Here is a 20,954-nt window from a genome sequence, read left to right on the forward strand (position 1 = left end):
AATGAGAGCTGTTAGCTGTTGCAAATGAGAATGATTGCCAAGATGTCGCTGGCCAGCCGGACGGGGCTCAGACCTCGCTCCAGCGCCGCAGCAGGTTGTGGTACACGCCGGTCAGCTGCAGCACCGCCTCGGCGTCGCCGCCGGTCTGCCGCAGGCGCTCGATCGAGCCGTCCATTTCCCATAGCAGGCGGCGCTGCACATCGTCGCGGACCATGCTCTGCACCCAGAAGAACGAGGCCACGCGCACGCCGGCGGTGACGGGGCGCACCTGGTGCAGGCTGCTGGACGGGTACACGATCAGGTCGCCGGCCGGCAGCTTCACTTCGTGCTCGCCGTAGGTGTCGCTGATGATCAGTTCGCCGCCCTCGTACTCGTCCGGCGCCGACAGGAACAGGGTGCAGGAAATGTCCGAACGCAGCTGTTCGCCGTTGGCCAGGTTCATCACCGCGCCATCAACATGGAAGCCATAGGTGCCGCCACCGCTGTAGCGGTTGAAGCGCGGCGGCAGGTATTTCAGCGGCAGCGCGGCGCTGAAGAACAGCGGGTGCCGGGCCAGCGCGACGAGGATGATCTCGCCCAGTTCGCGGCGCAGCGGTGAGGCCTCGGGCAGCTGCTGGTTGTGCTTGGCCTGCGCGCCCAGATGGCCGACGGTTTCGCGGCCATCGGTCCAGTCGGCGGCATCCAGTCGGCGGCGAAAGTCGGCCACCTGGTCGGCGCTGAGAATGTCGGGGATGTGCAGCAGCATGCGGGACTCCTCAGAGGGACGGCGGCGCGACCAGGGCGCGGACCTGTGGATGCGGCGACGCGGCCAGTTCCGGCACGATGTGCGCCATGAACGCCGGGCTGCCGTGGGCCAGTGCGCGCCGCAGCCAGTACACGGCCTGCTCGACCTGGCCGGCCTGCAGCAGGATCGAGGCGTAGTTGGCCTGGCCGCGGAAATCACCGGCTTCGGCCGCGCGCTGGTACCAGCCCAGCGCTGCCTGCGGATCGGGTGCGGTATCCAGCCCGTCTTCGAGGTGGCGGGCCAGCAGGTTCATCGATTTGGCATGGCCCAGGTGTGCGGCACGGGTGTACAGGGCCAGTGCCTGTGCGCGGTCCTGGGTCACGCCGCGGCCGGTGGCCAGCAGGTTGGCCAGGTTGTACAGGCCCCAGTCCAGCCCGGTGTCGGCCGCGCGCCGGTACCACACCGCGGCGAGTGTCGGGTCGGGGGCGGTGCCCTGGCCCAGTTCGTGGCAGCGGCCCAGCATGTTCATCGCCATCGGCGCGCCGTTGTTGGCGGCGGTTTCGTACCAGAGCCGTGCCGCCGAGGCGTCCTGTGTGGTGCCTTTGCCTTCCATGTGCATCTGCGCGAGCAGCAGTTGTGCCTCGACCTGCCCGGCCTGCGCGGCGTCGCGCACGCGTGCGAAGGCAGCCTGCGGATCGTGCTGCAGCAGCGCGGCCAGAGCATCGCTGTCGATGGGGGTACGGGTTGCCATGGGGTGAGTATCGCCGGAAACAAAAACGGCGGCAGGAGAGCCTGCCGCCGTGGTGGAGCGCAGTTACATCAGAACTTCACGTTCAGTGCCAGGGTGGCCGAGCGACCCGGGGCGATGCTCGCGTAGTGCGAGGCATAGGCCTTGGTGAAGTAGGTCTTGTCGGTCAGGTTCTGCACGTTGAGCTGCAGGCTGATGTTGTCCTGGATCGCGTAGCTGGCCATCGCGTCGAAGCGGGTGTAGCTGGCAATCCACTTGGTGTTGGCGACGTCACCGTACTGCTTGTCCGAGTAGAACGCACCGGCGCCGATGGTCAGGCCGATCGGGAAGCGGTAGGTGGTCCACAGGTTCGCGCTGTGCTTGGCGGTGTTCGGGAACACGTTGCCGTTGTTCGGCGACGGCACGTAGACGTTGGACGGGCAGGTGCGGCCCACCGGTGCGCCACAGACGAAACCGTTGTCCTTCAGTTCCGAGTCCAGGTAGGTGTAGCCGCCGTACAGGCTCCAGGCATCGGTCAGCTGGCCGGTGAAGCCCAGCTCGAAGCCGTTGATTTCCTTCTTGCCGGCGTTCTGGCTGGTGCCATTGTCGATGGTCACGCGTGCGTTGTTCATCACGGTGTGGAAGATCGCGGCAGTCAGGTTCAGGCGCTTGTCGAACAGGTCCCACTTGGTGCCCAGCTCGAGGTTCCTGGTGTCCTGCGGCTTGAGGTCGGCCACGGCGGCGCTCAGGCCGTCCGAACCGTCGCCACCGTCCATGCCCGGCGGGGTCGAGGAGGTGCCCCAGGACAGGTAGATGCTGCCGTTGGCGGCCGGCTTGAACACCACGCCGGCCTGGTAGTTCAGGAAGTCGTTGCTGTTGCGCACGCGGGTCGGTGCCTTGCCGGCCACCGGAGTGGTCAGGGTGGTACGGAAGTCGTCGTAGCGCAGGCCGAGGTTGATCATCCACTGCTCATTGAGCTCGATGGTGTCGAACACGTAGGCCGAGGTGGTCTTGGTGCGCTGCTCGACGTCCAGTGCCTTGTCGCTGCGATAGACGATCTGACCGGCCGCCCACGGATCGTTCGGGTTCGGATTGTTGAAGTCGGTGCAGTTGTAGCCGGTGGCCGCGCCGGACACCTGGCAGCGAGTGCTGTTGGCGCTGTTTTCAAGGGGATTGGCGGTGCCCGGCGACATCAGGTAGCTGCCACGGGTCATCTTCTCGTCGCTGTACTCCACGCCCGCGCTGTAGCTGTGCTTGAGCGCGCCGGTCTGGAACGCACCGGTCAGGCCCAGCTGGTCGGCGAAGCTCTTGACGTCGACCGCACGGGTGTTGGTGCGACGCCACAAGGTGCCGTACAGGTTGGGGTTGCCCTTGCTGTCGTCCGGCTGGGTCCACAGGTAGTCGTTGCTGGTGTTGCCCAGGCGCGCGATGTTGCGCAGCTTGTGGCCGCCGAAGTCGTAGCTGGCATCCAGGGTGCTGATGTCGGCGCGGGTGCGCTGGAAATCACGGTCGACCAGGCCGTAGTAGTTGTTGCGGTCCGGCACCATCGGCCGGCCATCACCGTTCTTGGCCACGTTCGGGCCGCTGGAGAACGGATTGCTGTAGGGGAAGCCACCCGCGTCCGGCAGGTCATCGCTCTGCATGTGGTAGTGGCTGGCGATCAGCTGCGCCGGTCCGTTCAGGCCGAACGCGATCGACGGCGCGATGCCCCAGCGGCTGACGTTGGCGGCGTCGCGGCCGGCGATGTCCGATTCGTGCTTCATCAGGTTCAGGCGGGCGGCGATGCCATCCCCCAGCACGTAGTTGGCGTCCACGGTGCCGCGCGCGTAGCTGTCGGTGCCGATGCCCATGCTGGCGCTGGTCTCGTTCTTCAGCTTCGGCGTCTTGCTCACCAGGTTCAGGCTGCCACCACCGGAGTCACGGCCGCCGTAGGCCGAGCTCGGGCCCTTGACCACTTCCACCTGCTCCAGGTCGAAGATCTCGCGGGTCTGCGAGCCGACGTCGCGCAGTCCGTCGACGAACACGTTGCTCTGCGAATCGAAGCCACGGATGAAGGGGCGGTCACCGGTCGGATTGCCGCCTTCGCCGGCACCGAAGGTGATGCCCGGCACCATGCGCAGCGCATCCTGCAGGTTGGTCGCACCGGTTTCGGCGATCAGCTTCTCCGACACGATCGACACCGACTTCGGGGTGTCCAGCAGCTCGGCGGTGAACTTCGGCGAGGACGGGTTGAACCAGCTGCCGCGCACCTGCACCTTGTCCAGCTCGGTGGCGTTGCGGGAACCGGCGTCGGCGCCGTCGGCAGCCTGCGCAGCCAGCGGAGCAAAGCCCGCGGCCAGGGTGGCGGTGGCGAGCAGGGAAACGCGCGGGGCGTGCTTGCGGGACGTGATGTGGGTCATGACTGTGGGTAGTGGCTTGGATCGGGAAAGGGCGAGCGCGAGCCGGCGCAGATGGGCATGCGGCGACAGGCGGGAAGTGGGTGCTGTAGAGCCGAGCCAGGCTCGGCTGGCGGGAAACGCAATCAGGCGCACGGCAACGGCCGCAGGGCGCCTCAGCTGGCGTGCGGTGCGGGCGGTGCGTGGCCGGGGTTCAACCGCAGCGCGGGATCATGCAACTGCCAGCGCAGGGCATCGGAGCGCCACAGCGGGATACGCGCGACCAGAGCGGCGCGTGCAGGGACCAGACCGGTGCAGGGCGAGGTGCCCTCGCCATCGAACGGAGTCTCCGGTGCTGGTGCGGCGTGCTGCGGGCATTCGTCGGCTGGCGGTTGCGGCAGCGGCATCGCCTGCAGCAGATCTTCAGCGTGTGCCTGCCAGCCATGCGCAGCCGGATCGCCGCCACGCCCTTCGTGCAAGGCCGACCAGCCCAGCAGCAACGTCAGCAGCACGGCCACGAGCAGTGGCCACCCTTGGCGGGCGAGCTGGCACAGCGTGGCGGTGGGCGCGGGCGAAGCCATGGCGCAGGGGCGATGTCGTTACGAAGATGTTACGTAGAATAACATCAACGATAATGATTCGCATATGCGCACTCGGGTTGCCGATCTGGATGGCCTGGGAGGGCCCTGGAGGGCCCCTCAGTGCACTCCAGTGGGTCACCCCATGGGTGGATGCTCTCCCGCGAGGCGCCCTCTGGGGGCTCTCCGGGCCCAGCGCCGCCTCAATCCCGGTCGTCGCGGGTCCAGATCGCGTCGTGCTCGCGCTTCACCGGGAACTTGGGCACAGGGCTGTAGGCCGGGGCGCACAGGGCGCGGCCATCGCGCACGTCGAAGCGCGCGCCGTGCAGCACGCACTCCACGCTGCCTTCGGTAGTGTTGAACTCGCCCGAGGACAGTTCGAACTCTTCATGCGTGCACTGGTCTTCCAGTGCGTACAGCTCGCCGTCGAGGTTGAATACCACGATCGGCGTGCCGGTCACTTCGTCGAACACGCTCTTCATTTCACCCGGCAGCAGCTCGTTGCCGGCACAGACAAAGGTCCAGGCCTCACTCACGCGGCGGCTCCGTTCAGCGGCTTTTCCAGGATCTCGAAGCGCAGGTCGTCGCGCTTCGGGATGCCGAAGCGTTCGTCGCCATACGGGAACGGCTTCTTGATGCCGGTACGGCTGTAGCCGCGGCGCTCGTAGAAGGCGATCAGCTCGTCGCGCACGTCGATGACGGTCATCTGCATCACCGGTACGTTCCATTCGCGCGCGGCGTGTGCTTCGGCGGCATCCATCAGCTGCTTGCCGACGCCGCCGCCCTGCTGGGCCGGATCGACCGAGAACATGCCGAAGTAGCCCTTGCCGTCGACATCGGCGACGTGGGCGCAGGCCACCAGCTGGTCCCCGCGCTCGGCCAGCAGGATGGTCGAGCGCGGGCGGTCGAGGTCGGCCTGGATGCCTTCGGCGTCGATGCGGGCGCCATCCAGCAGGTCGGCTTCGGTGGTCCAACCGACGCGGCTGGCGTCGCCACGGTAGGCCGAGGTGACGAGGGCGATCAGGGCGGGGATGTCGGCCGGCGTGGCGGCGCGGAAGGTCAGGGTGCTCATGGCCCCATTCTAGGTGGGGCGTGGGCGGGCGCAAATGGGGGGAGGGGGCAGATCCCTTTCGCAACGCGGAAGGGATCTGACCCCGGAGCACCGGCTATGCTCGCCGTTCGTCGCTTTCCCGCAGGAGGCAGAAATGGATTGGCAAGGCGGAGACGGAGGCGCCATGAAGGTCGCTACGCTCGGCATGATCGTGGCGATGTCGGTCCTGCTCGCGTGCACGGATGCCTCCGTCGTGGGCAGGGACGCTTCCTTCAACAGTTTTGCCTGCCCTGGGTTCAACCCGGCACGTGCACTTCCTGTCGCCCTGGAGGAACTGCGTGCGCACCCTGTCCGCTATCAGGGCCGCTTGGTAAAGGTGCGGGGTGCCTACGTCGGAGGCTGGGAAATGTCGGCGCTGCATCCAGGACCGCCGGTACGTGACCCGTGGGCGGCAGACGGCATCTGGGTGGAGGGAATCGCGCCGGTGACGTTGCCGACGGAGCAGGCTTTTGAAATGACCGGGATCGTGTCGGCGGCGCGGCCGGATGCGGTGAGCGGCAAGGGGCATCTTGGCCAGTGGCCTGCCGAACTATGTGTGTCGTCGGTGCGGCGGCTGCAGGAGTGATCGGGTAGTTGGGGTCAGAGCCCATTCGCGATGCGAAAGGGATCTGACCCCGGTCTTCCGGGGTTACCCCAACAACTTCCGTACCTTGGTCAGCGCGGTCATGAACCGCTCGATCTCGGCGTGCGTGTTGTAGAACGCCAGCGAGGCACGGCAGGTGGCCGCCACACCAAAGTACTGCAGCAGCGGGTGTGCGCAGTGCTGGCCGGAGCGCACCGCCACGCCTTCCAGGTCAAGCAGGGTCGCCAGGTCGTGCGCATGCGCGCCGTCGATCAGGAACGAGACCACGGCGGCCTTCTCCGGTGCTTCGCCGATGATGCGCAGACCGTCGACGCGGCGCAGCTCTTCGGTGAAATGCGCCAGCAGTTCAGCCTCGCGTGCTTCCACGTTCTCCTGGCCAAGCTGCTGCAGGTAGTCGGCGGCCACGCCCAGGCCGATGAAGCCGGCGATGTTCGGGGTGCCGGCTTCGAACTTGTGCGGGGCATCGTTGAACACGGTGCCGTCGAAGCTGACTTCCTTGATCATCTCGCCGCCGCCAAGGAACGGCGGCATCGCATCCAGGTGCTCGCGGCGCGCCCACAGCGCACCGGTGCCGGTCGGACCACACATTTTGTGGCCGGTGATGGCGTAGAAGTCACAGCCGATCGCGGCCACGTCGACCTTGCGGTGCGGCACGGCCTGCGAGCCATCAACCACGGTGATGATGCCGCGCTTGCGCGCTTCACGGCAGATCTCGCGCACCGGGTTGACCGTGCCCAGCACGTTGGACACGTGGGTGACCGCCAGCAGCTTGACCTCCGGGGTCATTGCCGCGCGCAGCGCATCCAGATCGAGTGCGCCGTCAGGCGTGATCTCGGCCACGCGGATGGTGGCGCCGGTACGCTGTGCGACCAGCTGCCACGGCACGATGTTGGCGTGGTGTTCCATGCGCGTGATCAGGATCACGTCGCCGGCCTTCAATCGCGGCAGGGCCCACGAATACGCCACCAGGTTGATGGCGAAGGTAGTGCCGCTGCACAGCACCAGGTCGCTGGGGCGCACGTTGAGGAAGCGTGCCAGCGTGTTGCGCGCGCCTTCGTAGGCGTCGGTGGCTTCGCTGCCCAGTGCATGCACCGCGCGGCTGACGTTGGCGTTGTAACGGCGGTAGAACTCGTCCACCGCGCCGATCACCTGCACCGGTTTCTGGCCGGTGTTGGCATTGTCGAAATAGACCAGCGGCTTGCCGTGCACTTCACGCATCAGCAGCGGGAAGTCGAGGCGGACGCGATCCCAATCGGGCGCGCCGGTGCGTTCTTCGATCGGGCGCGGGGTGGACAGGTTCATGCCACACCCGCCTCGGCCAGGGCCTTGTCCAAACGGCGTGCCAGCTGCTCGCGCAGGGCTTCCGGCAGGATCTTCAGCGGCTCGTGGCAGAACGCGGCGCTCAGCAGTGCCTGCGCCTGTGCCTGCGGCAGGCCGCGCGAGCGCAGGTAGAACAGCGCGTTGGCATCGAGCTGGCCGACGGTGGCGCCATGCGCGGCCTTCACTTCATCGGCGTCGATGACCAGCGTCGGCTGGGTATCGATCTCGGCGTCGGCCGACAGCAGCAGATTCTTGTTGGACAGGTTCGCATCGGTACCGTCGGCGCCTTCGCGGATCTGGATGCCACCATGGAACACCACGCGGCTGCGGTTGGCGGCAACGCCACGCCACAGCAGCTCGCAACTCGTATCGCGCGCGATGTGGTCGATGCCCAGGCGGGTCTCGACGTGGCGTCGGCCATTGCCGAGCAGCACGCCGTTGGCGGTCAGCTGGGCGTTGTCGCCTTCCAGGCGCACGTTCAGTTCGTGGCGGCTGAGTGCTGCGCCCAGTTCCAGGTCGACGCGGTGGTACTGCGCGTCGCGGGCCAGCACCGCGTCGGTACGCAGGAAGCTGGTCTGGCGCGCGCTGCCGGCCTGCACGCGGGCGTGCTTGAGCACGGCATCGCGGGCGACATGGGCGTGCAGCACGGTGTTGTCCAGGTGCGCCGAATCGCCGACGCTGAGGCGGTGCTCGACCACGCCCAGGCTGGCGCCGGCACGCAGTTCGATCAGGTGGCGGTGGTGCCAGGCCAGATCGGTGTCGCCAGCGACGCTGGCGAACACCAGCTGTAGCGGCGCTTCCACCTGCACGCCTTCTTCCACGCGCAGCACCACGCCTTCATCGGCCAGCGCGGCATTCAGGCGGGCGAAGATCTCTTCGCTGCGCTCGTAGCGGCGGCCAAGGAAACGCACGGCGTCTTCGCCGGAGGCCAGTGCGGCCGACAGCGGCTGCAGCTGCACGCCGTCCGGCAGGACCTGCACGTCGCTCAGCGCGGCATCCAGGCGGCCGTTGACGAACACCAGGCGCGGTGCCGGGATGTCCTCCAGCAGCGCGGCGTCCAGCGCCGGGCCCTGCAGCGGTGCAGCCGCGAACGCACGGCGTTCCAGCTGGCGCAGCGAGGTGTACTTCCAGGCTTCGTTGCGCGCGGCCGGCAGGCCGTCACGCAGGGCCGCGTCCAGCACTTCGCGGCGCGCGTCGCTGCCGCAGAAGGCCTGGGCCATGGAGTCGAGCAGGGCGCTCATCAGACCGCCGCCTCGCGCACCACGCGATCCTTGAGGAAATCGTAGCCGTGCGCTTCCAGTTCCAGCGCCAGTTCCGGGCCACCGGTCTTGACGATGCGGCCATCGGCCAGCACGTGCACCACGTCCGGCTTGATGTAGTCCAGCAGGCGCTGGTAGTGGGTGATGACCAGGAACGAACGGTCAGCGGCACGCAGCGCGTTGACGCCGTCGGCCACGCTCTTCAGCGCGTCGATGTCCAGGCCCGAATCGGTTTCGTCCAGGATCGCCAGCTTCGGCTCGAGCACGGCCAGCTGGAAGATCTCGTTGCGCTTCTTCTCGCCACCGGAGAAGCCTTCGTTGACGCCACGGTGCAGCAGTTCGTCCTTCAGGTGCAGCACGGCCAGCTTCTGGCGCACCAGCTTGAGGAACTGCATGGAGTCCAGTTCGTCCTCGCCACGCGCCTTGCGCTGTGCATTCAGCGCGGCGCGCAGGAAGTAGGTGTTGTTCACACCCGGGATTTCCACCGGGTACTGGAACGCCAGGAACAGGCCGGCGGCGGCGCGGGCTTCCGGGTCCTGGTCGAGCAGGTCGCTGCCGTCGAACTGCACGCTGCCTTCGGTGACTTCATAGCCGTCACGGCCGGCCAGGACATTGCCCAGGGTGGACTTGCCGGCGCCGTTGGGGCCCATGATGGCGTGCACCTGGCCGGGCTTAACATCCAGCGACAGGCCCTTGAGGATTTCCTTGTCGCCGATGCGGGCGTGGAGGTTTTCGATCTTCAGCATGGTCATGGCTTGGTAGGTTTCGGGGCTGCGGGGGCGATGCGGACGATCTGCACCGTGCCGTTGCCGGGCTGCCCAGGTTGAGCGGGGAGGGCGGAGAAAACCACGATGATCTCTTCACCGGGTTCTTGCAGGCAGGAGACTGCGAGGGAGGCATGTCGGATGGATTCGGCAGCGGCGCGATCCAGCTCACGGTTGCCCGAGCTCAGGCGAGCCCGGATCGCGCCGAAGCTGCCGTCCTGCCCCGTTGTCAGCACTATCGAAAATTCTTTCGGCGCGGAGATGACCGTGCTGGCGGGCAATCTGACCGGGGTGGCACCCACCAGGTCTTCGGGGGTGCAGGACGCGTTGGCCAGGGCCCAGGGCGAAAGGCCCAGCAGCAACAGTGCGGGCAAAGACGTACGCATCATCCGACGCTGCCTTCCAGCGAGACTTCCAGCAGCTTCTTGGCCTCCACCGCGAACTCCATCGGCAGTTCGCGGAACACCTGCTTGCAGAAGCCGTCGACGATCATCGACACCGCGTCTTCCTGGCTGATGCCACGGGCGCGGCAGTAGAACAGCTGGTCGTCGGAAATCTTCGAGGTGGTGGCCTCGTGTTCGACGGTGGCACCCGGGTTCTTCACCTCGATGTAGGGGAAGGTGTGCGCGCCGCACTGCTTGCCGATCAGCAGCGAATCGCACTGGGTGTAGTTGCGCGCGCCATCGGCGTTGCGGTCCACCCGCACCAGGCCGCGGTAGGTGTTCTGGCCACGGCCGGCACTGATGCCCTTGCTGACGATCTTGCTCTTGGTGCGCTTGCCGACGTGGATCATCTTGGTGCCGGTGTCGGCCTGCTGGCGGTGATGGGTCAGCGCCACGGAGTGGAACTCACCGACCGAGTCGTCGCCGAGCAGCACGCAGGACGGGTACTTCCAGGTGATCGCCGAACCGGTTTCGACCTGGGTCCAGGTGACCTTGCTGCGCGCGCCACGGCATTCGGCACGCTTGGTGACGAAGTTGTAGATGCCGCCGACGCCGTTCTCGTCGCCCGGGTACCAGTTCTGCACGGTGGAGTACTTGATCTCCGCGTCTTCCAGCGCGACCAGCTCGACCACCGCCGCGTGCAGCTGGTTCTCGTCGCGCATCGGCGCGGTGCAGCCTTCCAGGTAGGACACGTAGGCCTTGTCCTCGCACACGATCAGGGTGCGCTCGAACTGGCCGGTGTGGCCGGCATTGATGCGGAAGTAGGTGCTCAGTTCCATCGGGCAACGCACGCCCTTGGGAATGAACACGAAGCTGCCATCGGAGAACACCGCCGAATTGAGCGCGGCGAAGTAGTTGTCGCCTACCGGCACCACGGTGCCCAGGTACTGGCGGACCAGTTCCGGATGTTCCTTGATGGCCTCGGACATCGAGCAGAAGATGATGCCCTTCTCGGCCAGTTCCTTGCGGAACGTGGTACCGACGGACACCGAGTCGAACACCGCGTCCACCGCCACGCCTGCCAGCTTGGCACGCTCGTGCAGCGGCACGCCGAGCTTGTCGTAGGTGTCGAGCAGTTCCTTTGGCACGTCATCCAGCGAGGCGTACTTCGGGCCCTTGGGCGCGGAGTAGTAGCTGAGCGCCTGCAGGTCGATCGGCGCGATCTCCAGCTTGGCCCAGTCCGGCATCGGCATGGTCAGGAAGTGGCGGTAGGCGTCCAGGCGCCACTGCGTCATCCACTCCGGCTCGTCCTTCTTGGCCGACAGGGCACGGATGGTGTCCTCGTCCAGGCCCGGCGGCAGGGAGTCCGATTCGATCTCGGTGATGAAGCCGGCCGAATACTTGCGGCCGAGCTGCTCGTGGATCTCGCGGTTGGGGGTGTCGTCGTGGGCGACGTTTTCGATGGTTTCGGTGGCCATGGGGGGCTGCCTGTGGATCAGGAGACGACGTCGACAGCGATGGTGCGGCGCTGTTCGTCATCGGCAAGGGGAAGAGGGGGCAGGATCTGGGCGAGGGTGACATCGCGCAGGGCCTCGGAGACCACGTCGTTGATCAGCCGCCAGCTGCTGCGCGCGCCGCACTTGGGCGCCATGCCGCACTGGTGGTGGTCGTGGCTGCATTCGGTCAGGGCCAATGGCCCTTCCATCGCTTCGACCACTTCGAACAGCGAGATCTCGATGGCCGGGCGGGTCAGGCGGTAGCCGCCACGGACACCGCGCAGGCCTTCGACCAGGCCGGCCTGCGCCAGCGGCTTGAGCACCTTGCTGACGGTGGGCGGCTCCAGGCCGGTGAATTCGGCCAGCTCAGTGGCACTGAGCACCTCGCCCGGACGGGCGGCAAGCACGGTCAGCACCACGGTGGCGTAATCGGTGAGCTTGGTGACACGCAACATGGGAATGCGAGCGGTTCTTAAAGCAGACTGAAATTGTACGCTTTTATTCGCCGGCATCCAACCCGGGCATTCAGCCGGCGCTGGGACGGACCGGGACGACGCACCGGGGCCACCGCCGGGGCGTCATGCTGCGCCAACGGGGTGATTTTCGCAATCACCCGGAATGGGCGAGAATCCCGGTTCCATCCGCTGCAAACAGCCCGTGCCGATGCCGAAGAAGATCCAAGCCCGCAAGTCCGCCATCCATGGCAACGGCGTGTTCGCCGTGGCCCCGATCAAGCAGGGCGAGCGCGTGATCCAGTACAAGGGCCTGCTGCGCAGCCACGGCGACGTTGATGCCGATGACAGCGGCGACGTTGAAAGCGGCCATACTTTCCTGTTCACCCTCAACGATGACTGGGTGATCGATGCCAACTACAAGGGCAACGATGCGCGCTGGATCAACCACAGCTGCGATCCGAACTGCGAGGCGGTGATCGAGGAAGACGAGGACGGTGACAGCCGTGGCGACAAGGTGTTCATCGAGGCGCTGCGTGACATCAAGGCCGGCGAAGAGCTGACCTACAACTACGGCATCACCCTGGCCGAGCGTCACACCGCCAAGCTGAAGAAGATCTGGGAGTGCCGCTGCGGCTCGCCCAAGTGCACCGGAACCATGCTGCAGCCCAAGCGCTGACCGGTACCGCGTAGTGCCGGCCGCTGGCCGGCAAGGCGCAATCCAGGTGCCGGCCAGCGGCCGGCACCACCCGGAGGCTCTCCACCTGCCGTGCACGGCAGGGTCACCGCCGTGCAAGGGCCGTTCTTCCATTCTGTCGGCACCCCCAACTGGAGTGCACCCATGGCAGAACGATTGAAGGGCAAGCAGATTGCCATCCTTGCCACCCACGGCTTTGAACAGTCCGAACTGACCGAACCCAAGCGTCTGCTGGAAGCCGAAGGCGCGCGCGTCAGCGTCGTGTCGCCTGCAAAGGAGGCAACGATCAAGGGCTGGAAAGAGAAGGACTGGGGCGACGCCGTTGCAGTGGATATTCCGCTGGATGAGGCCGATCCGGCCAGCTTCGATGCCCTGGTGCTGCCGGGAGGGGTCATCAATCCGGACACGCTGCGTACCGACGAGGCTGTACTCGGCTTCGTCCGCGCAGTAGACGAAGCCGGCAAGCCTGTGGCGGCGATCTGCCATGGCCCGTGGCTGCTGATCAACAGTGGCCTCGCCGATGGCCGCGAGCTGACGTCCTGGCCGTCCCTGCAGCAGGATCTGACCAATGCGGGGGCGAACTGGCGCGATGCCGAGGTCGTGGTCGACGGCAACGTGATCACCAGCCGCAAGCCGGACGACATCCCAGCTTTCAGCGAGGCGGTGGTCAAGGCACTTGCCGCCTGATGCGCTGCCGGTAGTGCCGGCCGCTGGCCGGCACCACCTTACTTGCCCAGCACGCCTGCCGGCACCAGGTTGCCCAGGTTCTGGTTGAAGGTGACCACCAGCTTGCCGTTCTTCACCTGTGCCGACTGCACCTGCAGCGCGCCAAGCATGCCGGCCACGGCCGGGTCCAGCTTGTAGATCGGCTCCCGCTGGGCGTAGTCGCTCAGCCAGGCGTTTAGCAGGCCGCGGGTACGGGAGTCGAGACGACCGCCCTGGTTGGCCGGGATGAAGTCATCCACGCTCGGCTGCTGCAGGTGGAACCCCTGGGTCTGCGCGTCGTAGCGCAGGCCGCTGCTGAGCTTCACCGTACCCAGTTTGGCCGGATTGCCACCGGCAGTGGCCAGTGCCACGTCCATGCCAAGATTCAAGCGCTCGCCGGCCGGGAGGCTCAGCTGGGGGTGGCTCATGGTGAGGGCGATCAGTCCGCCCAGCGCGTCCTGGGTGCGCGGGAAGCTGCCATCGAGATACTGCTGCACATCGCTGGCGCCGACCGACAGTTCGCGGCCGGAAATGGATGGGGCGGCCTGCGCGCCGATCGCGGCGGCGATCAGCACGGTGGAGGCGGCGACGCGGGTCATCAGGGAACGCAGGCGCATGGCGGTGACCGCTGGACTGGGAAAGGATGGAGGAAAGAGTAGCCGGGACGGCTGAATCGCGCGTGCATGCCGCTGCAACGGTTCAGTCCAGCGTTGGCCGCAGTTGCGCCGACTGGATCTGCCAGCCGCGGCCATCAGCACTGGGCTGCACGCGGTACCAGCCGCCGAAGCGGAAGGTCCCTTGGGTGGTGACCGCGCGGATCCGCACCGGCACCTCCAGCAGCTGGGGAGGATGCTGGCCGTCGCGTGCCACCGGGGGCTCGCTGTCCAGCCGCAGCGTACGCACGCCCTGCAGCTGGCGTATGGCAGCGTCATCTGCGCGGTGCGGGTCGGCCGGTGGAATCGCCCATGCCGCGTCGCTGGCGCTGCGGTTGCGGTTGAGCAGCGCGATCACGTAGCGGTTGAGCATCACCGACGGTGGTTGGGCGTCGGCAGCGACCGCAGCGAACAGCGGATCGATCGCCGGTGTCTGCAGGGACGCCGCTTCGGTGCCGGCGATGCCCTGCGTTCCGGCGCTGGCGACAGCCGGCGCTGGCGCAACATCGGGCGCTGCCGCAGGCCTGGAGCAGCCGAGCAGCGCCAGGGGCGCGATCAGGAAAAGCGTCCTGCGCATGCCTCCTCCCCGAGGCGATGTGGGGGAGACAGTGTATCGGCTGCGCGGAAATCAGCGGGAGGAGGGCAACTGTTCCAGCGCATCCAGTGCCGGCAGCACCTGCCCGGCGATGGCGGCCAACGCATGTCCATCGGTCTCCGCGTGGCGCTGCACGATGTCGCGCAGCAGCTGGGTGGCGATCACCAGGGTCGCGCGTTCATCACCGCTGATGCCAGCGGTGCGTGGCGCCGCTTCCAGCAGGCGCATCAGGTCGCGGCTGGCGCGATGTTCCAGTTCGATGGTGCAGCGCCCGGTGCACTGCAACCCGTCCTTTTCGATGGGGGTCACCGAGATCCGGTAGCGGGTGGAGGGGCTGGCCATGAGGGGATGCTCGCCGTAGCTGTGGAGGATGTGCCCACCTTAGGCAAGGCCGTGCCCGGCGGCGATGGCCGGGGCTGCACGCAGTGTTCCACCCGGTACGTTCCGGGGCCTGCCCAGGCCGCGCATGGCTAATGGCGACGGGCTTGAACGGGGATTTTCCAGTATGCGGCAACGCTGTGTTGCGGATGCCCCGGGGCGGCGCATCCACCCGTGGCGTGGACCTGCTGCCGGGAACGTGCAAAAGAAAACGGGACGGCCAGAGCCGTCCCGTCGGAATCCGCGTTGGGGCGCGCGCTTACAGCGCGGCGTCCTTCAGCTTCTTCAGCGGACGCACCTTCAGCTTGGTGGTGGCCGGCTTGGCAGCGAACCACTGCTCTTCCTTGGTGAACGGGTTGATGCCCTTGCGCTTCGGCTTGGCCGGCACATTGACGGTGGTGATCTTCAGCAGGCCCGGCAGGGTGAAGGAGCCAGCGCCCTTCTTGTGCACCGAGGAGGCAACGGCGCTTTCCAGCGAGGCCAGCACAGCGCGGACGTCCTTGGCGACGACGCCGGAGGCTTCAGCGATGTGTGCAACCAGGCCGGACTTGGTCAGCACTTCCTTGATCGGCTTCGGAGCGGCCGGCTTGGCGGCTGCCTTCGTCGCGACTTTCTTCACTGCCTTCTTCGGGGCAGCCTTCTTAGCGGTCTTTGCCATGGTTTCCTGTTCCGTGAACGGTTGGTTGTTTGGTCGGCGCCGAACCCCGTCGGCAAGCGCAATGTAGGGCAACTCTTGGGCGCCGCCAATAGCCCGAAGCGCGGAAAGTGCATGTTTTTTCATATCCAGGCCGATTCAGTACATGGCGCGCAGTGGGGGACGGGGGTGTGGCAGCGCGCGCTACGGCCCACGCCCGCCCATCAGCGGAATGCGCGAAACCACTGAAAACAAGAGAAAAATGCGTTTCCGGCTGGTGAGAAAGTGTCCACGCGCCGGGTTCGGAAGGCGACCTGCGGCGTGCGGCGGAGCGACGCAGGGCTAACGCCTCCCGTGCGAGGGTGACCGTTCATCACCGTCACGCAGGAGCAGCACATGGGAATCTCGCGACACGCCACCGCGCACTGGGAAGGCGATCTGAAGTCGGGCAAGGGGCAGCTGAGCACGCCGCAGAGCGGGCTGCTGGACAAGACACGCTACGGCTTCAACAGCCGTTTCGGCGACGAAAAGGGCACCAATCCGGAAGAGCTCATCGCTGCTGCGCACGCCGGTTGCTTCACCATGGCGCTGTCGGCCAAGCTCGGCGAAGCCGGCTTTACCCCGACCTCGCTGGATACCGAAGCCAAGGTCGATCTGTCATTGGAGGGCGGCCCGCAGCTGTCGCAGATCCGGCTGAAGGTGAAGGCAGTGGTGCCGGGTATCGACGCGACGCAGTTCCGTGCGATTGCCGATGACGCCAAGCAGAACTGCCCGGTGTCCAAGGCGCTGAGCGCGGTGCCGATCACCCTGGAAGCCGAGCTGGGCTGAGGGTAGTGCCGGCCGCTGGCCGGCAACCGCATGATGTCGAGGTCCAGGTAACAGCCGGCCAGCGTTATGGCGGCCTTCCTGGCCGCCACCCTCCGGGCCGTCGCGTCCGACGTTGGCAGCGGCTCCTGCCGCTGCCTTCGGCTCCACCTCGATGGTGTTTACCAATCGATGGTGCCGCTGATCACCGTCTGCACCTGGCCGCCCGACCAGACCTCGCCGTCCTGGTCGATCAGCAGGGTCAGGCGCGCGTCATGGCCGACTTCGCGGCCCTGGCTGACTTCAAACGGCGTCCGTCCACGCGGCAGCGCGTCACGCAGGTCCAGCCACGCGGCCAGCACCGCATTGGCCGCACCCGAGGCGGCGTCCTCGAAGCGGCGTCCATTGCCGACGAAGGCACGTACGGCCAGGTCGAAACCCTCGCTGCCATCGCTGAAGGCATAGGCGAACACGCCCATGCTGTCGGTGGATTCAGCCAGTGCGGCCACTGCATCCCAGTCTGGCTGCAGCGCGCGCAATGCGGCCTCGTCGGCCACCTGCACCACCCACCAGCTGCGGCCGCCCTGCATGCGTGCCGGCGGCAGTGTGCCCAGCGGCCAGTCCTTCAGCGCGGCCTGCAGGCGCGGATCGGTGGCCTCAGCGGTTTCGGCCAGCTGCGCGCGCGGGGTGCGGATGGCGATGCGCTGCTGCGTACCCTCACCGCTGACGCGCAGCGGCAGCGCGCCGGCAATGCCGTCCTGCACCAGCACGCCGTCGACCGCTGCGGCCAGGCCCGCCTGCAGCACCGCATGCGCGGTGCCGACGCTGGGGTGGCCCGCGAACGGTACTTCCTTCTGCGGGCTGAACATGCGCAATCGATAGCTGGCGCCCGGCACCTGCGGCGGGAACACGAAGGTGGTTTCGGGCAGGCGCGTCCAGCGCGCGATGGCCTGCATGCTGGCGTCGTCCAGGCCCTCGGCATCGAGTACCACGGCCAGCGGATTGCCAGCGCCGGCGCGCGGGGAGAACACGTCCAGCTGCAGGAAACGGCGGGTGGTCATAGGGGGCAAACTCCGTAAAACGAGAGGGGATACGGTAGCGCCGGGCCATGCCCGGCGACCGTGCGCGGCATTCGCCGTGCGTGGCCCGGTGCTACCAATGGATGCTGCCGTCGATCACGCACTGCACCTGGCCGCCGATCCACACCGTGCCCTGCGCATCAACCTCGACCTGTACGCGACCATCGCGGCCGACTTCGCGGCCCTGGCTGGCGACGTAGCGGCCCTCGCGGCCGGGCAGGGCATTGCGCTGGCGCAGCCAGGCACCGATCAGCGCATTGGCGCTGCCTGTCACTGGATCCTCGGGCACGGCGGCTGCATCAGCGGGGCAGAAGGCGCGCACCACCCGGGTGTGGTCGTCGCCGGCCTCGTCGGCGAACACGGCCACACCGGTCGCGTCGGTGGCGAGGCTCCAGTCGGCCAGCGTGGCCATGTCCGGCACCAGGTTGCGTACGGCGGCGGCGTCGCGCAGCGGCAACAGCCACCAGCGTGCGCCGTTGTCCCATAGTTCGGGCACGTGCCCGCTGTCGGCCAGCGCCAGCAGCGCTTCGGGCGCTCCGTCGGCCGCTGTGTCCAGTTGCCGCGCCGGTGGGCTGGCCAGCTGGATCTGCAGTGCCTCGGCCGGGCCGCTCACCCGTACCGGCAGCAACCCCGCCGCGCATTGCTGCAGCAGGGAACCGTCGTGCGGTTGCGCCAGGCCGCAGGTCACCGCCGCCCAGGCGGCGCCGACGCTGGGGTGGCCGGCGAAGGCCAGCTCGCGGGTCGGGGTGAAGATGCGGATGTGGTAGTCGGCGCCCGGCGTGCTGGGGCGCAGGAAGAACACCGTCTCGGACAGGTTCAGCCAGGCGGCCAGGGCCTGCATCTGGCTGCTGGAGAGCCCGTCGGCGTCCAGGATGACGCCCAACGGGTTGCCGGTGCCGGGGCGGGGGGCGAAGACATCGAGCTGCAGGTAACGGAGGACGGCCATCTACGGGAATATTGCGCTTAGAATCAAAGGTTCCGCCCCCGAGGGCGGCTTCCCCACATTCTACATAGCCAATCCATGTCAGCTTCCCCCCTTGTCGATCGTTGGATCGTACTGAAGTTCGGCGGCACCTCGGTGTCGCGTCGTCACCGCTGGGACACGATCGGGAAGCTGGCGAAAAAACGCGCGGAAGAGACCGGCTCGCGCGTGCTGGTGGTGGTGTCGGCGCTGTCCGGGGTCACCAACGAACTGACCGCGATCGCCGATGGCGCGCCCGACAGCCGGGACCGCGTGGCGGCGCTGGTCGAACGCCACGAGGCCTTCCTGGTTGAACTCGGCCTGGGCCGCGAGGTGCTGGCCGATCGCCTCGCCGCGCTGCAGGGCCTGCTCGACGACACGCGTGCAGCCACCCGTCCGCTCGACTGGCAGGCCGAAGTGCTGGGCCAGGGCGAGCTGCTGTCCTCCACCCTGGGTGCGGCCTACCTGCGCGCGTCGGGCCTGGACATGGGCTGGATGGATGCCCGCCAGTGGCTGGACGCGATGCCGCCGCAGCCGAACCAGAGCGACTGGTCGCAGCGCCTGTCGGTGAACTGCCAGTGGCGCGCCGACGCGGAATGGGTGCAGCGCTTCCGCGCGCAGCCGACCCGCCTGCTGATCACCCAGGGCTTCATCTCGCGGCACGCCGATGGCGGTACCGCCATCCTCGGCCGCGGTGGCTCGGATACCTCGGCGGCGTACTTCGGTGCGCTGCTCGGTGCCAGCCGCGTGGAGATCTGGACCGATGTGCCGGGCATGTTCAGTGCCAACCCGAAGGATGTGCCGGACGCGCGCCTGCTGACCCGCCTGGACTATTACGAGGCGCAGGAAATCGCCACCACCGGCGCCAAGGTGCTGCACCCGCGCTCGATCAAGCCGTGCCGCGATGCCGGCGTACCGATGGCCATCCTCGATACCGAGCGCCCGGAACTGCCGGGCACCAGCATCGACGGCAGCGCCGCGCCGGTACCAGGGGTGAAGGCGATCAGCCGCCGCAACGGCATCGTGCTGGTGTCCATGGAAGGCATCGGCATGTGGCAGCAGGTCGGCTTCCTGGCCGATGTGTTCAATCTGTTCAAGAAGCACGGCCTGTCGGTGGACCTGATCGGTTCGGCCGAAACCAACGTCACCGTGTCGCTGGACCCGTCCGAGAATCTGGTCAACACCGATGTGCTGGCCGCGCTGTCGGCCGACCTGTCGCAGATCTGCAAGGTGAAGGTGATCGTGCCGTGTGCGGCGATCACCCTGGTGGGCCGTGGCATGCGTTCGCTGCTGCACAAGCTGTCGGACGTGTGGGCCACCTTCGGCCGCGAGCGCGTGCACATGATCTCGCAGTCGTCCAATGACCTGAACCTGACCTTCGTCATCGACGAGGCCGATGCCGATGGCCTGCTGCCGGTGCTGCACGCCGAGCTGATCGACAGCGGCGCGATGCCGGTGGAAGAGACCGAAGTGTTCGGCCCGCGCTGGCGCGAGATCGCCGGCACCGTGCGCCCGCGTGGCACGCCGTGGTGGCGCGGCCAGCGTGCGCACCTGCTGCAGCTGGCCGATGCCGGTACGCCGCGCTACGTCTACCACCTGCCGACCGTGCGCGCCCGCGCCCGCGCGCTGGCCGCGATCAAGCCGATCGACCAGCGCTACTACGCGATCAAGGCCAACAGCCACCCGGCCATCCTGCAGCTGCTGGAAGCCGAAGGCTTCGGCCTGGAATGCGTGTCGCATGGCGAGCTGAAGCACGTGTTCCAGCACCTGCCGGAACTGTCGCCCAAGCGCGTGCTGTTCACTCCCAGCTTCTGCCCGCGCAGCGAGTACGAAGCCGCATTCGCGCTGGGCGTGACCGTGACGGTCGACAACGTCGAGGCACTGCAGCGCTGGCCGGACCTGTTCCGCAACCGCGAGCTGTGGCTGCGCGTCGACCTGGGCCGTGGCGAAGGCCACCACGCCAAGGTCCGTACCGGTGGCAAGGAGTCCAAGTTCGGCCTGCCGATCGCCCGTGTCGATGAGTTCGTGCGCGCGGCCACTGATCTGGGCAGCCGCGTGGTCGGTCTGCACGCGCACCTGGGCAGCGGTGTGGAGACCGCGCAGCACTGGCGCCTGATGTGCGATGAGCTGGCCGGTTTCGCCCGCCGCATCGGCAGCGTGCAGACCATCGACATCGGCGGCGGCCTGCCGATTCCGTATTCCGCCGAGGACGAGCCGTTCGACCTGGATGCCTGGGCCGAGGGCCTGGCCGAGGTCAAGGCGCTGCATCCGGCGTTCCGCCTGGCGATCGAGCCGGGCCGCTACCTGGTGGCCGAATCCGGCGTGCTGCTGACCCACGCCACCCAGGTGGTGGAAAAGGACGGCGTGCGCCGCGTCGGCCTGGATGCCGGCATGAATGCATTGATGCGCCCGGCCCTGTACGACGCCTGGCACGACATCGAGAACCTCAGCCGCCAGGGCGGCTACGCTGAGGCCGCATTCGATGTGGTCGGCCCGATCTGCGAGTCCAGCGACGTGTTCGGCAAGCGCCGCAAGCTGCCGGTGTCGACCGCGCCGGACGACGTGATGCTGATCGCCGATGCCGGCGCCTACGGCTATTCGATGGCCAACACCTACAACCAGCGGATGCTGCCGCGCGAAGACGTGATCGAATGATTGCCACGCGCGCCCCGCACC

At 67.4% G+C, this 20,954-nt stretch carries 23 protein-coding genes; 5 read left to right on the forward strand and 18 right to left on the reverse strand.

What is annotated here, in order from left to right:
* Positions 1-67: 67 nt before the first annotated feature.
* The 6 genes from AC5P99_RS11070 to AC5P99_RS11095 form a co-directional block, all read right to left on the reverse strand.
* Entirely contained in the window at positions 68-745 is a 678-nt protein-coding gene (locus tag AC5P99_RS11070; RefSeq protein WP_049448604.1) for a Fe2+-dependent dioxygenase, read from the reverse strand.
* 10 nt (positions 746-755) lie between these two features.
* Positions 756-1,475 carry a tetratricopeptide repeat protein gene (locus AC5P99_RS11075; RefSeq protein WP_049448606.1) on the reverse strand — a complete coding sequence of 240 codons (720 nt, stop codon included), beginning with the start codon at positions 1,473-1,475 and terminating at the stop codon, positions 756-758.
* Positions 1,476-1,543: 68 nt separating this feature from the next.
* Positions 1,544-3,850 carry a TonB-dependent receptor gene (locus AC5P99_RS11080; RefSeq protein WP_033835561.1) on the reverse strand — a complete coding sequence of 769 codons (2,307 nt, stop codon included), beginning with the start codon at positions 3,848-3,850 and terminating at the stop codon, positions 1,544-1,546.
* Between the two features lie 152 nt (positions 3,851-4,002).
* Complete coding sequence (locus AC5P99_RS11085) at positions 4,003-4,407, reverse strand: hypothetical protein (protein ID WP_049448608.1); 405 nt, start codon at positions 4,405-4,407, stop codon at positions 4,003-4,005.
* A 200-nt stretch (positions 4,408-4,607) separates the two neighbouring features.
* Complete coding sequence (locus tag AC5P99_RS11090; RefSeq protein WP_005408428.1) at positions 4,608-4,940, reverse strand: non-heme iron oxygenase ferredoxin subunit; 333 nt, start codon at positions 4,938-4,940, stop codon at positions 4,608-4,610.
* Positions 4,937-5,476 (reverse strand): GNAT family N-acetyltransferase, encoded by a 540-nt coding sequence (locus tag AC5P99_RS11095; protein ID WP_005408429.1) that lies wholly within the window; start codon positions 5,474-5,476, stop codon positions 4,937-4,939. Before AC5P99_RS11095 ends, AC5P99_RS11090 begins: the two co-directional genes overlap by 4 nt.
* Before the next feature lie 163 nt (positions 5,477-5,639).
* Between AC5P99_RS11095 and AC5P99_RS11100 the strand changes: the two genes are divergently transcribed.
* On the forward strand, positions 5,640-6,080 hold the full coding sequence (locus tag AC5P99_RS11100) for a hypothetical protein (protein ID WP_123958287.1): 441 nt from the start codon (positions 5,640-5,642) through the stop codon (positions 6,078-6,080).
* Positions 6,081-6,143: 63 nt separating this feature from the next.
* On the opposite strand, the gene AC5P99_RS11105 is transcribed toward AC5P99_RS11100, so the two are convergent.
* The 6 genes from AC5P99_RS11105 to AC5P99_RS11130 are packed head-to-tail and all read right to left on the reverse strand — an operon-like array spanning position 6,144 to position 11,775.
* Positions 6,144-7,400 carry a cysteine desulfurase gene (locus AC5P99_RS11105; RefSeq protein WP_010483557.1) on the reverse strand — a complete coding sequence of 419 codons (1,257 nt, stop codon included), beginning with the start codon at positions 7,398-7,400 and terminating at the stop codon, positions 6,144-6,146.
* Complete coding sequence (gene sufD, locus AC5P99_RS11110; protein WP_049448615.1) at positions 7,397-8,659, reverse strand: Fe-S cluster assembly protein SufD; 1,263 nt, start codon at positions 8,657-8,659, stop codon at positions 7,397-7,399. Before sufD ends, AC5P99_RS11105 begins: the two co-directional genes overlap by 4 nt.
* Positions 8,659-9,423, reverse strand: a complete 765-nt coding sequence (sufC, locus tag AC5P99_RS11115; protein ID WP_043034184.1) for a Fe-S cluster assembly ATPase SufC — start codon at positions 9,421-9,423, stop codon at positions 8,659-8,661. Before sufC ends, sufD begins: the two co-directional genes overlap by 1 nt.
* 2 nt (positions 9,424-9,425) lie before the next feature.
* Positions 9,426-9,830, reverse strand: coding sequence for a hypothetical protein (locus AC5P99_RS11120; RefSeq protein WP_049448617.1), 405 nt, complete (start codon positions 9,828-9,830; stop codon positions 9,426-9,428).
* A complete protein-coding gene (gene sufB, locus AC5P99_RS11125) occupies positions 9,827-11,302 on the reverse strand; it encodes a Fe-S cluster assembly protein SufB (protein ID WP_005408435.1) in 1,476 nt (491 codons plus the stop codon). The genes AC5P99_RS11120 and sufB overlap by 4 nt, the downstream gene beginning before the upstream one ends.
* 17 nt (positions 11,303-11,319) lie before the next feature.
* Positions 11,320-11,775, reverse strand: a complete 456-nt coding sequence (locus AC5P99_RS11130) for an SUF system Fe-S cluster assembly regulator (protein WP_005408436.1) — start codon at positions 11,773-11,775, stop codon at positions 11,320-11,322.
* Positions 11,776-11,983: 208 nt separating this feature from the next.
* Between AC5P99_RS11130 and AC5P99_RS11135 the strand changes: the two genes are divergently transcribed.
* Both AC5P99_RS11135 and AC5P99_RS11140 read left to right on the forward strand, forming a co-directional pair.
* The gene (locus AC5P99_RS11135) at positions 11,984-12,451 is read left to right on the forward strand and encodes an SET domain-containing protein (RefSeq protein ID WP_012479369.1); all 468 of its coding nucleotides are present in this window, start codon (positions 11,984-11,986) and stop codon (positions 12,449-12,451) included.
* Positions 12,452-12,613: 162 nt separating this feature from the next.
* Positions 12,614-13,156, forward strand: coding sequence for a type 1 glutamine amidotransferase domain-containing protein (locus tag AC5P99_RS11140; RefSeq protein WP_033835569.1), 543 nt, complete (start codon positions 12,614-12,616; stop codon positions 13,154-13,156).
* Positions 13,157-13,194: 38 nt separating this feature from the next.
* Here the strand turns inward: AC5P99_RS11140 and AC5P99_RS11145 are convergent, their stop codons facing one another.
* From AC5P99_RS11145 to AC5P99_RS11160, 4 genes are all read right to left on the reverse strand, one after another.
* On the reverse strand, positions 13,195-13,791 hold the full coding sequence (locus tag AC5P99_RS11145) for a YceB family lipoprotein (protein WP_123958290.1): 597 nt from the start codon (positions 13,789-13,791) through the stop codon (positions 13,195-13,197).
* Between the two features lie 82 nt (positions 13,792-13,873).
* Positions 13,874-14,404: a hypothetical protein gene (locus tag AC5P99_RS11150; RefSeq protein ID WP_088429147.1), complete on the reverse strand. Its 531-nt coding sequence runs from the start codon at positions 14,402-14,404 to the stop codon at positions 13,874-13,876.
* Between the two features lie 51 nt (positions 14,405-14,455).
* The gene (locus AC5P99_RS11155) at positions 14,456-14,764 is read right to left on the reverse strand and encodes a DUF3861 family protein (protein ID WP_005408441.1); all 309 of its coding nucleotides are present in this window, start codon (positions 14,762-14,764) and stop codon (positions 14,456-14,458) included.
* Positions 14,765-15,059: 295 nt separating this feature from the next.
* A complete protein-coding gene (locus AC5P99_RS11160) occupies positions 15,060-15,458 on the reverse strand; it encodes an HU family DNA-binding protein (RefSeq protein ID WP_005408442.1) in 399 nt (132 codons plus the stop codon).
* Positions 15,459-15,830: 372 nt separating this feature from the next.
* Here AC5P99_RS11160 and AC5P99_RS11165 point away from each other — a divergent pair, with 372 nt between their 5' ends.
* Positions 15,831-16,262: an OsmC family protein gene (locus AC5P99_RS11165; RefSeq protein ID WP_164221493.1), complete on the forward strand. Its 432-nt coding sequence runs from the start codon at positions 15,831-15,833 to the stop codon at positions 16,260-16,262.
* 158 nt (positions 16,263-16,420) lie between these two features.
* Here the strand turns inward: AC5P99_RS11165 and AC5P99_RS11170 are convergent, their stop codons facing one another.
* Together AC5P99_RS11170 and AC5P99_RS11175 are read right to left on the reverse strand one after the other, a co-directional pair.
* A complete protein-coding gene (locus AC5P99_RS11170) occupies positions 16,421-17,299 on the reverse strand; it encodes a PhzF family phenazine biosynthesis protein (protein WP_164221491.1) in 879 nt (292 codons plus the stop codon).
* A 91-nt stretch (positions 17,300-17,390) separates the two neighbouring features.
* Entirely contained in the window at positions 17,391-18,263 is an 873-nt protein-coding gene (locus tag AC5P99_RS11175) for a PhzF family phenazine biosynthesis protein (RefSeq protein WP_123958291.1), read from the reverse strand.
* Positions 18,264-18,338: 75 nt separating this feature from the next.
* On the opposite strand from AC5P99_RS11175, the gene AC5P99_RS11180 reads away from it, so the two are divergent.
* Positions 18,339-20,933, forward strand: a complete 2,595-nt coding sequence (locus AC5P99_RS11180) for a bifunctional aspartate kinase/diaminopimelate decarboxylase (RefSeq protein WP_495213160.1) — start codon at positions 18,339-18,341, stop codon at positions 20,931-20,933.
* The last annotated feature ends 21 nt before the right edge of the window (positions 20,934-20,954 follow it).

The sequence above is a fragment of the Stenotrophomonas sp. YJH_SMC_80 genome, from assembly GCF_059372495.1.

Bases quoted from the DNA above. Each gene is read 5' to 3' on its own strand.
- AC5P99_RS11155 (WP_005408441.1), bottom strand. From the start codon at position 14,764: ATGGCCAGCCCCTCCACCCGCTACCGGATCTCGGTGACCCCCATCGAA.
- AC5P99_RS11140 (WP_033835569.1), top strand. From the start codon at position 12,614: ATGGCAGAACGATTGAAGGGCAAGCAGATTGCCATCCTTGCCACCCAC.
- AC5P99_RS11100 (WP_123958287.1), top strand. From the start codon at position 5,640: ATGAAGGTCGCTACGCTCGGCATGATCGTGGCGATGTCGGTCCTGCTC.
- AC5P99_RS11180 (WP_495213160.1), top strand. From the start codon at position 18,339: ATGTCAGCTTCCCCCCTTGTCGATCGTTGGATCGTACTGAAGTTCGGC.
- sufB (WP_005408435.1), bottom strand. From the start codon at position 11,302: ATGGCCACCGAAACCATCGAAAACGTCGCCCACGACGACACCCCCAAC.
- AC5P99_RS11120 (WP_049448617.1), bottom strand. From the start codon at position 9,830: ATGATGCGTACGTCTTTGCCCGCACTGTTGCTGCTGGGCCTTTCGCCC.
- sufD (WP_049448615.1), bottom strand. From the start codon at position 8,659: ATGAGCGCCCTGCTCGACTCCATGGCCCAGGCCTTCTGCGGCAGCGAC.
- AC5P99_RS11170 (WP_164221491.1), bottom strand. From the start codon at position 17,299: ATGACCACCCGCCGTTTCCTGCAGCTGGACGTGTTCTCCCCGCGCGCC.
- AC5P99_RS11175 (WP_123958291.1), bottom strand. From the start codon at position 18,263: ATGGCCGTCCTCCGTTACCTGCAGCTCGATGTCTTCGCCCCCCGCCCC.
- AC5P99_RS11070 (WP_049448604.1), bottom strand. From the start codon at position 745: ATGCTGCTGCACATCCCCGACATTCTCAGCGCCGACCAGGTGGCCGAC.
- AC5P99_RS11080 (WP_033835561.1), bottom strand. From the start codon at position 3,850: ATGACCCACATCACGTCCCGCAAGCACGCCCCGCGCGTTTCCCTGCTC.
- AC5P99_RS11085 (WP_049448608.1), bottom strand. From the start codon at position 4,407: ATGGCTTCGCCCGCGCCCACCGCCACGCTGTGCCAGCTCGCCCGCCAA.
- AC5P99_RS11145 (WP_123958290.1), bottom strand. From the start codon at position 13,791: ATGCGCCTGCGTTCCCTGATGACCCGCGTCGCCGCCTCCACCGTGCTG.
- AC5P99_RS11150 (WP_088429147.1), bottom strand. From the start codon at position 14,404: ATGCGCAGGACGCTTTTCCTGATCGCGCCCCTGGCGCTGCTCGGCTGC.
- AC5P99_RS11160 (WP_005408442.1), bottom strand. From the start codon at position 15,458: ATGGCAAAGACCGCTAAGAAGGCTGCCCCGAAGAAGGCAGTGAAGAAA.
- AC5P99_RS11105 (WP_010483557.1), bottom strand. From the start codon at position 7,400: ATGAACCTGTCCACCCCGCGCCCGATCGAAGAACGCACCGGCGCGCCC.
- AC5P99_RS11075 (WP_049448606.1), bottom strand. From the start codon at position 1,475: ATGGCAACCCGTACCCCCATCGACAGCGATGCTCTGGCCGCGCTGCTG.
- sufC (WP_043034184.1), bottom strand. From the start codon at position 9,423: ATGCTGAAGATCGAAAACCTCCACGCCCGCATCGGCGACAAGGAAATC.
- AC5P99_RS11095 (WP_005408429.1), bottom strand. From the start codon at position 5,476: ATGAGCACCCTGACCTTCCGCGCCGCCACGCCGGCCGACATCCCCGCC.
- AC5P99_RS11135 (WP_012479369.1), top strand. From the start codon at position 11,984: ATGCCGAAGAAGATCCAAGCCCGCAAGTCCGCCATCCATGGCAACGGC.
- AC5P99_RS11130 (WP_005408436.1), bottom strand. From the start codon at position 11,775: ATGTTGCGTGTCACCAAGCTCACCGATTACGCCACCGTGGTGCTGACC.
- AC5P99_RS11165 (WP_164221493.1), top strand. From the start codon at position 15,831: ATGGGAATCTCGCGACACGCCACCGCGCACTGGGAAGGCGATCTGAAG.